Here is a 14,672-nt window from a genome sequence, read left to right as displayed (position 1 = left end):
TTCTTAGTCATGACAGCAGTCTGGGCCCGACATTTCTTCTGAAATGACGGCGATGGCCTCTTGAAAGCTGTGAAGATGCCCTCCAAATCCTGTTTGGAATTGACGGGCCTGCTTGTTCGATTCGAATGCGATCACCTGGGGCTGGCAGCAGTTCAGGTTTAAGTCGGCATCGATCAGGAAAGTGGCGGTCTTCCCACTTATCGTCATATCCGTTAAGAAATCACGACACATGATCTGCACGACCTCTCCCTGGATGTCCCCGTAACGGAGTAATCCACAGTGAGGGCAGCAGGCCTGCTCGATTGTGTGATCCTTCTTCACCAATTGAACCGACCATCTGGAAGTAGCCGGCTTCAGGCAATAGATGCAGGTATTCGTCGGAATGCCTTGATCCTTAATGATTGAAATACCATTGGAGGTTTTGTGAACCCTGTTCTCTTCAAGGAGAGGCTTCAAGTCCCGATATACCGTCATTTCCGAAACCTCAAGGCGGGAGCTGATTTCCGTTACACGAAGTGTCCCTTCCTCTTCCAGCCAGGTTAAAATTTGTTGTTGTCTGTCGATGGGCAGCATAATGAACGTCCTTTCGAATGAAATCGCTTAATAGTTAAATAGTATGGAAGGATCATAGGTAATTCAAGAGAATAATTGTTGGTAAATGTGAAAAAATGTTGATTTGTAACACAATAGACAATTGTACTTCATATTTTTCACACAAATGGGTTTCTCGGTTTTAATTCTTGATACAGAGGCTTTAAGAAAACGTATTCTAATGGGATTTGGATCATAGGATACCTAATTAATGTTGAAGAGTCCTGATTTTACTTCAATACAAGTTTTTCCACCAATAGTGCAAGGTTGTCATGTATTGATCTCGAATTTTCAATGTTCAAAGTGTCCTTATTCTGGACAGTTTGGAACCTCTTCCCGTTATAAATAGGGGCAAATCAAGCTTGGCACAAATCTTGCAGTGTAAAAGTTGATTAGATAAAAAGGAGGCCATTCAATGAAGATCAGCGAATCAATCGCCATCGTGACGGGTGGAGCATCAGGTTTAGGGGAAGCGACAGTGAGGCAGATCATCAAGGAGGGGGGGAGAGCAGCCATATTGGATTTATCCGATGAAAGAGGCCAATCGCTTGTGGAAGAACTTGGTGAAAGAAGCATGTTTGTCAGAACGGATGTAACGAGTGAAGAGGAAGTTTCCCTCACTATTGACAAAGCCGTGGAATCTTTCGGAACGATTAATACGGTTGTCAACTGTGCAGGCATCGGAATTGCGTCCAAGCTGATATCACGAAAAGGCATACATTCTCTCGATACGTTTTCGAAGGTGATTTCGATTAACTTAATCGGCACATTCAATGTGATCCGATTGGCTTCGGAACACATGGTGAAGAATGAACCGAGCGAATTAGGAGAGAGGGGTGTCATCATCAATACGGCGTCGGTAGCGGCATTTGAAGGACAGATTGGACAGGCAGCCTACAGCGCCTCGAAAGGTGGGGTTGTCGGAATGACCCTCCCGATCGCAAGGGAACTTGCTTCGTACGGTATCCGGGTGATGACAATCGCGCCAGGTTTGTTTCACACGCCAATGTTTGAATCATTACCGGAGGAGGCAGTTGAATCACTTGGAAAAATGGTTCCTTTCCCTAAGCGTCTGGGACATCCTGTAGAATACGCCCACCTGGTGGAAAGTATCCTGACAAACACGATGCTGAACGGGGAGACCATCCGTCTCGACGGGGCAATCCGCATGCAGCCGAAATAATGGGGATACTAAAGTAGGTAAATCACGAGATCAGAGGTTTTAAAGCCTCCGATCTTTTTTGTTTTATGACACAAGCTTCATATTATAAATATACCCGATTATTTTGCCATTATATCCAATAGGAAATTGAGGAAGTGACCTTTATTACACAAAGCTTTATAATAAAAGTAACAGATTGAATTTTCAGATTATAATTAAGGGGGGATTGAAATGATTCAGTTCCGGGATATGGTCACGCCGGTCGATAGTGTGATGACGGAGGATACCACATTGAAAGAAGCCATTGAGATCATAAAGGAAAAGAAGTGGAACCTCCTGCCAGTTACAGACGGTAACATGAATCTCCAGGGTGTGTTCACGCGCAGCGGATTATACCAAATGATCCTGGACCAGATGCCGCTTGAGACACCGATTAAATCCTACATAAAAAAGGAAACAAGAACGATTCGGATAGATACGCCCTATCACCAAATTGAGGAGCTGGTGAAAACCAGTAAAGCGGGAACGGGAATCGTCCTTGATGAGGAAGGCAAAGTGATGGGGTTGCTGACCAAAACAGAGATGGTGATGACGTTATTAAAGTCAGCCAATACCTTAAAGGACCAGCTGGAAACGATCTTAATGCATTCAGGTGTGGGAGTATTGATGACCGATGAACAGTTACAGATCATCTATGCCAATGAATCGTTTTCGAAAATCACTGGACGCTCCATCGACTCCATTCATTCTCACCATCTAGATGATGTATTTCCGAGCCTCAAAATTGAAAACCATGGACATTACCATGATGAAACGTATCAATGCATCCTGCATATATCAACTTATGAAACCGTGAACCATAAGCAAGGAAAAATCGTTCTTTTACAGGATATTTCTGAAATTGAAAAGATGGCTGAGGAGCTGCAAACGGTTAAAAAGTTGAAGCTCACCATCGAAACGACACTAGAGCATGCGTACGATGGCATCTTGATGACGGATGAACGGAATAAGATCACAATGGTGAGTCCACCAATGCTTGAACTTTTTAACCTCGAAAAGACAGAGGTGTTGCATCGGGATGTGGACAGTGTGCTGCCCCAGTTGAAGCTTCGGAATGTCTTTAAGACGGAAACAGCTGAAATTAGTGATTTTAATGAAAGAAAAGGCATTAAATATATTGTGCACAGAATTCCGATCAAGAAGGATGGCAGGGTCATCGGGGCCATCGGGAAGGTGATGTTCCGTCAATTAACTGAGGTGAGCGAGCTGTTTAAGAGGCTGCAAAAGGCTGAAAACAAGGCAAGCTTTTATCACAAGCAGCTGCAAAAATCCGAAGCTGCGCGGTTCACCTGGGATCATATTCTCAGTGAATATCCTTATATGGAAAAACTAAAGAAAAGTGCCGCCAAAGCAGCGAAGGGGAGGTCGACTGTGCTGCTTAGAGGGGAAAGCGGGACTGGAAAGGAATTGTTCGCCCATGCCATCCATAACAGCAGCGCCAGAAGCGATGGGAAATTTGTGATCGTCAACTGTGCGGCGATCCCTGAGGATTTGCTTGAATCTGAGTTTTTCGGGTATGAGGAAGGTGCTTTTACTGGAGCGAAGCAGCGAGGGAAAGTCGGGAAATTTGATCTTGCCAATGGGGGGACGCTGTTTCTCGATGAAATTGGAGATATGTCGATTGCGCTTCAAGCCAAGTTGTTACGTGTTCTGCAGGAGCGGGAATTTTACCGGGTTGGGGGAAATGAACGCATCAAGGTAGATGTGCGAATCATTGCGGCAACCAATCGGAATTTGGAGAAAATGGTGAAGGAGGGTGAATTTCGCGAGGATCTCTATTACAGACTGAATGTCATTTCCTTGAATATTCCACCATTACGTGAGCGTGTTCATGATGTGGAACATCTCACCCATAAACTAATGATTGATCTCAATTCCATGCTTGGTACGAGCATCACCGGCATTTCCGCGAAAGCGAAAGAAGCGCTTCTTCAATATGACTGGCCGGGAAATGTCAGGGAGCTTCGAAATGTACTTGAACGTGCCATGACGTTTGCTGAGCATGGAAAAGTTCAGGTGGAGGACCTTCCGGATTATCTTGTCTCGAAGGTTTCAGAACGAGCGATACCGAACATCAGCCTTGCAGAGGATGCGGAAATTGGTGCTATAAAAAAAGCCCTGAGTCAGTCAAATGGAAACAAAGCCCAGGCTGCCAGGCTACTCGGAATCAGCCGTTCAGGATTGTATGAAAAACTGAAGAAGTACCAGCTGTCCGTATTGAACGGTTAAGCCTTCGTAGAACTGTCCAAATCAAGGTGTCCAATTTCTGGACACCTTGATTGCTGTTCCATCAAGGAATCCCTTATGATTGTTATTTTCTGAAAGTTGGCACAATTATTGCATGGATAAGATTGAATGCGTTTTCAAATACAAGATCAATAGGGGGAAATGGAGAATGGATATCGGTTCTTATTTAGAACAAAATGCGAGAAAAAAGCCGGAGAAGCTGGCGGTCGTATGTGAAGGAAGAACCTATACGTATAAACAGTTGAACGAAGAAGTGAATAAACTGGCCCATGGTCTTCTTGGTCTTGGAATCCGTAAAGGTGACAAGATGGCACTGATGATGAAGAATTCTGATCAGTTTGTGCTTTCTTTCTTTGCAGGTGCCAAGATCGGGGCGGTGATAGCGCCTGTCAATTTCCGCCTGACGTCATCAGAGGTTCATTATATTCTCGAGCAGTCCGAATCGGTTGTCGTCATTTGTGACGAAGAATTCGAGGTGACGGTCACTTCAGCCAGGGAAGAAACGAATGTCCTGCATGTGATTACGACGGGAGCTCCGAAAACAGTGGGGCATCATTCATTCGACCGGATGCTCGTTTCGAATACAGAAGATCCAACCGTTCAAGTCAGTGACGATGATGATTTGGAAATTTTATATACTTCCGGTACGACGGGAAGACCTAAAGGTGCCTTATTCGATCATAAACGGGTTTTCAATGTGGGGCTTACGATGATGATCAGCATGGGCATCAATGAGAAAGAGAACTTCCTTCATATTGCGCCCATGTTCCATTCAGCCCAGCTGAATTTGTTCCTTCTCTCAGGGGTTGTTTTGGGTGCAACTCATGTCATTCACCGGGATTTTCATCCTGTGAAGACCCTTGAAGCGATTCAGGAGCATAAGATTACCCACTTCTTTGGAGTGCCTGCCATGTATACCTTTATGCTCCAGGTCCCAAATGCTGCCGATTATGACCTATCATCGATTAAACGATGCGGATATGGTGCGGCACCTATGGCACCTGAAGTTGTCCGGAAGAGCATCGAATTGTTTAAGACAGACCAATTTTATAATCTTTGCGGGTTGACGGAAGCGGGACCAGGAGGAATCCTGTTAGATCCAGAGGGGCACAAAACTCATCTTGGAAAGGGTGGAAAAGCAGCATTCTTGACCGAAGCGAGAGTGGTCAATGAGGAAGGGAAGGACATTACACCTGGTGTGGTCGGAGAGTTCATCATCAAAGGTGAGTCGATCATGAAGGAATACTATAGGAAGCCTGAGGAAACGGCGAAAACCTTGAAGGATGGCTGGCTGTATACGGGGGATCTTGCCACCATTGATGAAGAAGGATATATCACCCTCGTAGACCGGAAAAAGGACATGATCATTTCGGGAGGCGAAAATGTGTATTCCATCGAAGTTGAGGAAGTCCTTTATGAGCATCCTTCCGTGCTGGAGGCTGCAATCATCGGGCTCCCTGATGAAACGTGGGGAGAAGCCGTCTGTGCCGTCATCGTGCCGAAACAGGGGGCAAGCATTGAGGAACAGGAATTGAAAAGTTTCTGTCGTCAGAAGCTTGCAGGATACAAGATTCCAAGAAGATTCTTTGTAGAAGAAGCCCTGCCAAGAAATGCGTCTGGGAAAATATTAAAATACCAGCTCCGCCAGTCTCTAAACGGAGTCAAACAATAACTAAAATGTAATTTTCATAGAGGAGAGGGTAACATGAAACACCTTTATTTATCAGATGATCACGACTTGTTCAGGCGATCATTAAGGAAGTTTTTAGAAAAGGAAGCGTATCCTAACTACAATCAATGGGAGGAGGAGCGGATGATTCCCCGCTCCTTCTGGACGAAGCTGGGAGAGCAGGGCTATCTCTGCCCGGATATTGAGGAGCAATATGGTGGGAGTGAAGTGGACTGGGGATTCTCGGTCATCATCAACGAAGAGATTGAGCGAGTGGGCTCAGGTCTAGTTGGCATAGGGCTTCATAATGATATTGTGGTTCCCTATATCACAGCTTATGGAACGGAGGAGCAGAAGAAACGCTGGCTCCCAAAATGTGCGACGGGAGAAATCATTACGGCCATTGCGATGACGGAGCCGGGAACCGGGTCTGATCTTGCGAATATCAAGACAACTGCGGTCCTTGATGGTGATCACTACATCGTCAATGGTTCAAAAACGTTCATCACTAATGGGATCCACTCGGATCTCATTGTGGTGGCCTGCAAAACGGATCCAAATGCGAATCCAAAGCATAAAGGTGTCAGCCTGCTGGTGATCGAACGGGATTCTCCGGGCTTTTCACGGGGAAGGAAGCTGAACAAGGTAGGTCTCCATTCTCAGGACACGGCAGAGCTCATTTTTGAGGACTGTGTCGTCCCGAAAGAAAACCTGCTTGGAGAAGAGGGGAAAGGATTCGTTTATTTGATGGATAAGCTGCAGCAGGAGCGCTTGCTTGTGGCCATTGCCGCACAGACGGCATCGGAAGTGATGCTGAACCAGACAATCGACTATGTGAAAAGCCGTGATGCTTTCGGCAAGCCGGTGAGCAAATTCCAGAATACTCAGTTCAAAATCGCGGAGATGGCGACAGAAATCGAAATGGGCAGGGCCTTCCTTGATCAGCTGATTGCCGAGCATATCGCGGGGAAGGATATCGTGACCAAGGTGTCCATGGCCAAGTGGAAGCTGACCGACAACGCAAAGAAAATCGCAGCCGAATGCATGCAGCTTCATGGGGGATATGGATATATGGAAGAATACGAGATTGCGAGGAGATTCAGGGATATTCCAGTCGCCAGCATTTACGCAGGAACCAATGAAATCATGAAGACGATTATTGCGAAGAACTTAGGTTTATAGAGTACTGGATTTCAATAACAGAAAGGAAGATAGAACATGCGTGAAGTGGTCATTGTTGAAGGTGTAAGGACACCAGTAGGAAGAAGGAAAGGACTTTTAAAGGATATCCGCCCCGATGATCTTGCAGCAAAGGTGCTTGAAGAGGTGGTCAAAAGGGCCGGGATTGATCCTGGACTCGTGGAAGATGTGATACTTGGCTGCGTGTCTCAATCAGGGGAGCAGGCAGGTGATATTGCCCGTGTGTCAGCTCTGATAGCGGGCTTTCCGATAGAAGTACCTGGAACCACAATTGACCGGCAGTGCGGCTCGAGCCAGCAGGCCGTGCATTTTGCCGCACAGGCGATTCTAGCAGGGGATATGGATGTCGTGATTGCCGGCGGCGTAGAGAATATGTCAAGAGTTCCTATGGGATCCAACTATGGGGATGCCGTTCCGTTTAGCCCGAAGCTAAAAGAACGCTACGAAATCATCCATCAAGGTTTATCAGCGGAACGAATTGCCGAGAAATATGGTTTTACCCGAAAGGAACTCGACGAATTCTCGGCCGAAAGCCATCGACGGGCATTGAAGGCACAGGCTGAAGGACATTTCAAAAAGGAGATCATGCCACTTGAGATTACTCTTGAAAATGGCGAAACCACCTTAGTGACCGAGGATTCAGGTCCAAGGGAAGGGACGACTCCAGACGTTCTGGCCGGCTTGAAAACAGTCTTCAAGGAAGACGGTGTCATCCATGCAGGTAACTCGAGTCAAATCAGTGATGGGGCAGCCGTCCTTCTGTTGATGGCCCGTGAAAAGGCAGAGGAACTGGGCTTGACACCTCGCTTCAAGGTTCATACTCGAGTGGTAGTCGGCTCTGACCCTACCTTGATGCTGACAGGACCGATCCCGGCAACCGAAAAAGTACTGGAAAAATCAGGATTGACACTTGAGGATATCGATGTGTTCGAGGTCAATGAAGCCTTTGCCTCTGTCCCGTTGGCCTGGCTCAAGGAAACAGGAGCGGATCCTGAGAAACTAAACCCGAATGGAGGAGCGATAGCCCTCGGTCACCCACTCGGTGCAAGCGGGGCACGCTTGATGCTTACCATGATGAACGAGCTTGAAAGAACGGGAGGCCGTTATGGGTTGCAGACCATGTGCGAAGGGCATGGAATGGCGAATGCAACCATCATCGAGCGGCTTGGTTAAACAGGTTGCTTATGAAAATGATTCATATGAAAATCCTGTTCCGGACACAAATAAACAGGTCCAAACGTTTACGAGGAGGTGCGATGTCCCACTATGCTGAAGGGCATTCAAGTGATCGACTTTACCAACTATATACCGGGCCCTTTTACCACTTTACGGCTTTCGGAGCTTGGAGCAGAAGTGATCAAGGTAGAATCCCCGGAAGGAGATCCGGCAAGACAAAATGGAAACGGCTTGGTGTTCAACGCTCATAACCGTGGCAAAAAAAGCATCGTCTTGAATCTAAAACTGGAAGAAGGGAGAAAGATTGCTCTTGATTTGGTCAGACAAGCTGATGTTCTCATTGAAAGTTTCCGGCCCGGTGTAATGGAAAAGCTTGCTCTCAGTTACAAAGAGGTCAGCAGCATCAATCCTGCCATAGTCTACTGCTCCATCACAGGCTATGGGAACAGGGGGAGGATGTCTCACCTCGGAAGTCATGATTTGAATTATATGAGTGTGAGCGGGGCCCTTGCACAGCTGAAGGACAAGAGTGGAAGGCCGGTTCATCCGAGCCATACATTTGCCGACTATATCGGCGGTCTATCGGCAAGCGAACGGATCCTGGCCGGGCTTGTGTCCAGAGGGATATCAGGGGAAGGAAGCTATCACTGCATTTCCCTTGCAGAGAGCATGGCTACCTTGATGACCAATCATGTCTTGATTGAAAAGGAAACAGGATACCAGAGTGGTGTTCAGGTCTTAAACGGTACCGTGATTTCATACGGTCTTTATGAAACGAAGGATAAGGGATTTGTCAGCCTCGCTGCACTGGAGCCTAAATTTTGGCGAAACTTTTGTCAGGCTCTTGGCAGGGAGGACTGGCTGTCAGCCCACTACTCGAAGCCTGAATCGGAAAATCCTGTTTACTGTAAGCTGGTCGAGTTGTTTAGAAGCAAAACACGATTGGAGTGGTCTGTATTTGGCCAGGAAGTGGACTGCTGTCTTACCCCGGTTCTGGAGGCGGATCAGCTTGTTGAATACCCTGTTTTTAAAGAAAAGGGATTAATTACAGGTGAAGGGCAAGTGAACATGTACGGAGATTATAATCGAGGGGCTGCCAAACCACCACCGGAAAAAGGGGAACAGACTAAAGAGGTTCTGCGAGACTGGCTTAAAGCCACGGATGATCAGATACTGGATTGGGAGAAGAAAGGTGTAATAGATTAAGAGAAGCGGAAGGGGAAATGTTGGTATGATGAATGTTCCATTAACAGTAGGTTCTCTCTTGGAGAGAGCAGAAAAGTTTTTTCCGAAAAAGCAGGTTGTTTCACGGACACTTTCCGGGATTCATCGTTTGACGTATAAGGAAATCGGTGAACGTACACGGATGCTATCGAGTGCCCTTGAGAAACTGGGTGTAGGAAAAGGAGACAGAGTCGGAACATTTGCGTGGAATCATCATCGCCACCTCGAGGCGTACTTTGCCGCACCAGGAATGGGAGCGGTTATCCACACGATCAATATCCGCCTGTCTTCTGAGCATGTTTCTTATATTGTTAATCATGCGGAAGACAAAGTGTTATTAGTAGATGAAGATTTACTGCCCCTCATTGAGAAATGCAAGGATGATTTCAAAACAGTAGAAGCCTATATCATCATGACCGACAAAGATGAGCTTCCGGAAACGACACTGGAACCCGTCTACTCCTATGAAGAACTGTTGCGTGAAGCCAGTCCGAATTTCGATTTCGTAAAGGATATCGATGAAAATGAACCTGCCGGAATGTGCTACACATCTGCCACCACGGGTCGACCCAAGGGTGTCGTTTATTCCCACAGGGGGATTGTCCTGCACAGCTATGCTTTCGGATTGGCAGATACGGCGGCCTTGTCGGAAAGGGATGTTGTCATGCCGGTTGTGCCCATGTTCCATGCGAATGCATGGGGATTGCCTTTCGCTGCAACCTGGTTCGGCTCGACTCAAGTCTTGCCTGGTCCGCTTTTTACCCCGAAGCTCTTGGCTGAACTGATTGAAGGGGAAGAGGTCACCTTCACCGCCGGAGTCCCAACGATTTGGCTAGGGCTTCTGAATGAACTCGAAAATGGGGACTACATGACTTCTTCACTACGATCCATCGTATGTGGAGGATCAGCAGCGCCGAGGGGAATGATCAAAGCGTTTGAAACGAAGTACAACATTCCCTTCCTGCATGCATACGGCATGACAGAGACCGCTCCCCTTGCAGTGGTTTCGCGACTTAAGAGCTACCAGACCGATCTTGATGAAGAGAAAATCCTCGATATCCGTTCAAAGCAAGGGCTCATTGTACCAGGACTCGAAATGAAAGTGATGGGAATCAATGGAGAAGTAAAATGGGACGGTGAGGAAATGGGTGAAATTCTGCTCCGTGGCCCGTGGATTGCAGATGAATATTATAAGGACGAGCGTTCCCAAGATGCGTTCAGGGATGGATGGCTCTACACGGGTGACGTTGCGACCGTCGATGAAGAGGGCATCATCAAGCTTGTCGACCGGACAAAAGACCTGATCAAGAGCGGTGGGGAATGGATTTCATCCGTTGACCTCGAAAACGCGTTAATGGCACATGATGCCGTGTTCGAAGCGAGTATCGTGGCAGTCCCTCACGAGCAGTGGCAGGAACGCCCGGTTGCCTGCGTAGTGTTGAAAGAGCCCTATAAGGGTCGAGTCGACAAACAAGAGCTGATCGATTTCATTGCCCCGCAATTCGCGAAGTGGTGGCTTCCTGATGAAATCGTCTTTATGGAGGAAATCCCGAAAACATCTGTGGGTAAATTCCTGAAGAGGGCACTGCGTGAGCAGCTGAAGGAACTGTTGGTGGAGAAGTCTTCATAAAGATGGAATAGCCCTGATTTCAATAGGGGTGTTTTATTGGAATATTATTTAAAAAAAGAAGGGTTTCTACCTGGGGTACCGAAATGATTATAGTGAATGATAGAATCCAGGGAGGTATGAGCAATGGGGAGATTAATACATTTCGAAGTACATGTGGATGATATGGAACGTGCAAAGAAGTTCTACGGAGAGGTATTCGGCTGGAAGTTCGAGGACTGGAGTGAATACGCCGGAATGCCTTATGCCGGGGCTGTGACGGGGGACGAGAATGAGATGGGGATCAATGGCGCGTTGATGCAGCGTCAAAGTGCTCCTCCTGAACCGAACCAGCCTATGAACGGATATTCGTGTACGATGGGCGTGGAGAATTACGATGAGACGGAGAAACTCATTCTTGAACATGGCGGTAAGGTTGCCCTGCCGAAGTATGCTCTGCCTGGAATGGCTTGGCAGGGGTATTACGTTGACACGGAAGGGAATGTGTTTGGGATTCATCAGCCGGATAAGGATGCGAAGTAGGATGGATTTAGGTTAATAAAAAATAATGTTGCCTGGCCTTCTGTACTGTGGGTCGGGCAACAGCCAAAAGCCTTTAAAGAGTACTGGTGAATGTATGAACAGGCAATGAAAAATGGAGAGATTGAGAATTTCCTTATGGAAGAGCCTGAGAAGATGGCAGAGGTCGTTAATGTATTTATTAATAAGAGACACACAACAAACGTCCTGACTCAGGGCGTTTGTTGTGTGTCTCCGTGTGGGAATTGATTCAAAATAGTGATTAACCTCTAGTAAGGAGGTCAGGCCCCGACTATTCGAGCCATTTCGACTACTCCATGCCCTTTTGTATCCATTCACTTTTTCTCATGAATATTAACAAATTGACTGATTAATGAATTTAATTCACTAGCTTTTTTTGTGGGAATTCTATGATCCGATTTTTCGATGAATTCCAATTGATTTACAGGTGATTTTTCATGTAATAGCTCAGCATAATGGTGAAATTGACTATCCTTTTTTCCATATATCAATAGTGTTGGAAGATTGATGTTTTTCAGACGATCGGTACAATTATAGATCAAGCTATAAGCATAATATTGCTCGATGTTTCTGGAATCGCCTTGTTTGGCATCTTTGAACATCTTTTTGAACAGTTCCTGAGTATTCGAGTTACCTTTGGATATAGACCATGCCAAAACAGAAACCAATCCAGCCCCCGCAAGTTTGGTTGCAACCCGAATTCTATTCTTTAAGAGTTTATCACTTACTTCAGACATTCCACTTATTACACAGCCACCTAAAGCACGGTTTGAAGAAGTCAGTAGAAATTCCAATACAATAGAACCTCCTGTGGAATAACCGCATATCAAAGCTTTCTCAATATGTAAATGATCTAGAATTTGAATTATATCTCTAACAATCAGCTGATAGGAGATGGGTTCGTTTGAGTACTGACTTCGACCGTGACCCCTAATGTCAAAAGTGATGACTTGAAAACTTCGAGATAACTCCTCTATTTGATACTCGAAGTTAACGGAAGTAAGAGTGGGGGGATGGATAAAAACGATTGGAGTCCCTTTCCCTTTAACTGAATAATGTATATTAGTCCCAGCGATGTCCAATAGTGGCATGTAATTTTCACCTCATGTCATTTAAGCCATATAATCTATCTATAAAGTTCTTCACCAAGCTTTGATTGTAAATTGAATTCTAAGGCATTTATATTATTTTATAAGAACAATTTATTTATTCATTACTACATTATCTCTCAATATATTCCTTGTTTTTCCTGTCTATAGAAACCAACTGTTGCTTCTGCCATTTCAAGAATCTTTTGGTGAAGTTCCTTCGGTTCTATGACTTTCACTTGATCGGCAAAACCGAGCAGATACCCCTTTGCTTCTTCTTCTGTATCAAATGAGAGGGTAACGGGAATCCATTCCATATTCCTCCTTTCTCCTATTTCAAGTACTCGTGCAAAACGGCCTGAGAATGTCAGCCTCGATAGGGTGGTGGGGGTGACTTCCACCTTCACTTCGTACGAAGGCAATTTTTTTATAAAGGTCTTGGTTGAAGAATTCCAGTATTGAGCCAGGTTAAAGTTTTTTGGTCGTTCAAATGTTTCCCCTAAAGGAACGGCAGATTGGATCCGGGAAGCCCTGTAATTCCGGATGTCTCCATTTTCTTTTGAGGCGATCAAGTACCAGAGATCTCCCTTAGCAACCAGACCAAGTGGTGACACGGTGTGATCGTCCGTATTTCCGTCAGCCCGTTGATAGGTGATCCTCAGTTTGTGTTCCTTCCAGATGGTCTCTTTAATTACTTCAAAGGAGGCGGTATTTTCTTTTTGCTTTCGCCATGAGCTTGTGTCGATGTGGATCCGGTTCCAAACGTCTTTCGCGTTTTCACGGTAGATAGATGGAAGGGAGGCGATAAGTTTGTTTCTGGCTTCCTCGGACGTACGCGTCAAGCCGAGATCGTCGAGGAGGTGGGCCGACGGTGACACGAATATTGCGCGGATTTCTGATTCTTTCAAGCCGGTCAGATCCGTCTGATAGTCATCGAGTAAGGACCAGCCTCCGTTTTTTCCGCGTTCTGCCACCACGGGGATCCCTGTTCCGCTTAGTGCGTCCATGTCTCTGTAAATTGTCCGTTCGGAAACTTCCATTCTCTCTGCCAGTTCTTTTGCAGTCATTTGGCCATGTGTTTGTAATAATAATAGGATGGATACGAGTCGGTCGCCTCTCATCTTTTTCACCTTTTTCCTGAATAGATTAGTTTTATTAAATTAAATATGACAGTTGATGTCAAGAATAGGATCGTATAATGAACGTATCTGACAAGATGAAAGGAATGGGATATATGAAATCACTGACTGGTAAGGTTGCACTTGTTACGGGAGGAAGCAGGGGAGCAGGACGCGCGATTGCCGTTGAATTGGGAAAAGCCGGAGCGACTGTATATGTCACGGGACGCAGCACAAAAGGGAATTCCACGCAAAACTTTCCTGGAACGATTGGTGACACAGTCTCGGAAATAGAAGAGGCTGGTGGGAAGGGGATTGCGGTTCGTTGTGATCATACGATTGATTCAGAAACAGAAGCGGCCATCAAGCAAATCCGAGAAGAACAAGGTAGGCTGGATATTCTGATCAATAATGTATGGGGAGCCCATGATATCGGAGTGAATCCGGGGGCGTTCTGGGAACTGCCACTCGCCAATTGGGATACGATGTTCACTGCAGGGGTGAGGGCTCAGCTGGCGACGAATCACTTTGCTATCCCGTTGCTTCGCGAGAATAAAGAAGCCCTCATCATTCACACCACCTTTTGGGATGATGGCAAGTACACGGGACAGTTCTATTACGATCTGGCGAAGAATGCACTGGTTCGTATGGCGTACGGACTTTCAGAAGAACTAAAAGGAGATAATATCGCGGTCCTTGCCGTTTCACCTGGATTTATGAGGACGGAGCTTGTACTCGAGCATATGGGAGTGGACGAGGCACACTGGCAGGAATCTGAAGAATTAAGGAAATCCGAGACCCCTTATTATGTTGGACGTGCCATCACGGCGCTGTCGATGGATCCAGGGGTGCTGGAGAAGACGGGACAAGTATTAAAAGCAGGGGAGCTGGCGAAGGAGTATGAGTTCACGGATGTGGATGGACGTTACATTCCACCGTTCACGATGTAGCAATTTGTTTTGTCCCCTGG

Annotated in this window: 12 protein-coding genes; 9 read left to right on the top strand and 3 right to left on the bottom strand. The window is 46.2% G+C overall.

All coding sequences use genetic code 11. The features are described from left to right. Positions 1 to 3: 3 nt before the first annotated feature. Positions 4 to 573, bottom strand: a complete 570-nt coding sequence (locus F0342_RS01610; RefSeq protein WP_149154308.1) for a DeoR family transcriptional regulator — start codon at positions 571 to 573, stop codon at positions 4 to 6. A gap of 433 nt (positions 574 to 1,006) precedes the next feature. Between F0342_RS01610 and F0342_RS01605 the strand changes: the two genes are divergently transcribed. The 8 genes from F0342_RS01605 (at position 1,007) to F0342_RS01570 (ending at position 11,478) form a co-directional block, all read left to right on the top strand. Next, positions 1,007 to 1,774 carry a 3-hydroxyacyl-CoA dehydrogenase gene (locus F0342_RS01605; protein WP_149154307.1) on the top strand — a complete coding sequence of 256 codons (768 nt, stop codon included), beginning with the start codon at positions 1,007 to 1,009 and terminating at the stop codon, positions 1,772 to 1,774. A 210-nt stretch (positions 1,775 to 1,984) separates the two neighbouring features. Next, entirely contained in the window at positions 1,985 to 4,042 is a 2,058-nt protein-coding gene (locus F0342_RS01600) for a sigma 54-interacting transcriptional regulator (protein WP_149154306.1), read from the top strand. Positions 4,043 to 4,208: 166 nt separating this feature from the next. Then, positions 4,209 to 5,732: a class I adenylate-forming enzyme family protein gene (locus tag F0342_RS01595; protein ID WP_149154305.1), complete on the top strand. Its 1,524-nt coding sequence runs from the start codon at positions 4,209 to 4,211 to the stop codon at positions 5,730 to 5,732. Between the two features lie 33 nt (positions 5,733 to 5,765). Further along, positions 5,766 to 6,911, top strand: a complete 1,146-nt coding sequence (locus F0342_RS01590) for an acyl-CoA dehydrogenase family protein (protein ID WP_149154304.1) — start codon at positions 5,766 to 5,768, stop codon at positions 6,909 to 6,911. A 36-nt stretch (positions 6,912 to 6,947) separates the two neighbouring features. Next, the gene (locus F0342_RS01585) at positions 6,948 to 8,102 is read left to right on the top strand and encodes a thiolase family protein (RefSeq protein WP_149154303.1); all 1,155 of its coding nucleotides are present in this window, start codon (positions 6,948 to 6,950) and stop codon (positions 8,100 to 8,102) included. 93 nt (positions 8,103 to 8,195) lie between these two features. After that, positions 8,196 to 9,311, top strand: coding sequence for a CaiB/BaiF CoA transferase family protein (locus tag F0342_RS01580; RefSeq protein ID WP_149154302.1), 1,116 nt, complete (start codon positions 8,196 to 8,198; stop codon positions 9,309 to 9,311). A 25-nt stretch (positions 9,312 to 9,336) separates the two neighbouring features. Continuing rightward, the gene (locus F0342_RS01575; protein ID WP_149154301.1) at positions 9,337 to 10,959 is read left to right on the top strand and encodes a long-chain fatty acid--CoA ligase; all 1,623 of its coding nucleotides are present in this window, start codon (positions 9,337 to 9,339) and stop codon (positions 10,957 to 10,959) included. 123 nt (positions 10,960 to 11,082) lie between these two features. Then, entirely contained in the window at positions 11,083 to 11,478 is a 396-nt protein-coding gene (locus tag F0342_RS01570; RefSeq protein WP_149154300.1) for a VOC family protein, read from the top strand. Between the two features lie 332 nt (positions 11,479 to 11,810). Here the strand turns inward: F0342_RS01570 and F0342_RS01565 are convergent, their stop codons facing one another. Continuing rightward, a complete protein-coding gene (locus F0342_RS01565; RefSeq protein ID WP_149154299.1) occupies positions 11,811 to 12,587 on the bottom strand; it encodes an alpha/beta fold hydrolase in 777 nt (258 codons plus the stop codon). A 137-nt stretch (positions 12,588 to 12,724) separates the two neighbouring features. Further along, positions 12,725 to 13,705: a helix-turn-helix transcriptional regulator gene (locus F0342_RS01560; RefSeq protein ID WP_149154594.1), complete on the bottom strand. Its 981-nt coding sequence runs from the start codon at positions 13,703 to 13,705 to the stop codon at positions 12,725 to 12,727. Positions 13,706 to 13,818: 113 nt separating this feature from the next. On the opposite strand from F0342_RS01560, the gene F0342_RS01555 reads away from it, so the two are divergent. Then, on the top strand, positions 13,819 to 14,652 hold the full coding sequence (locus F0342_RS01555) for an SDR family NAD(P)-dependent oxidoreductase (protein ID WP_149154593.1): 834 nt from the start codon (positions 13,819 to 13,821) through the stop codon (positions 14,650 to 14,652). Positions 14,653 to 14,672 lie beyond the last annotated feature (20 nt).

This window comes from Bacillus sp. CH30_1T, from assembly GCF_008364765.1.
Taxonomy (GTDB): Bacteria; Bacillota; Bacilli; order Bacillales; family Bacillaceae_B; genus Rossellomorea.
Note: the sequence above shows the minus strand (reverse complement) of the source record. Positions and strands in the feature narration are given on the sequence as shown.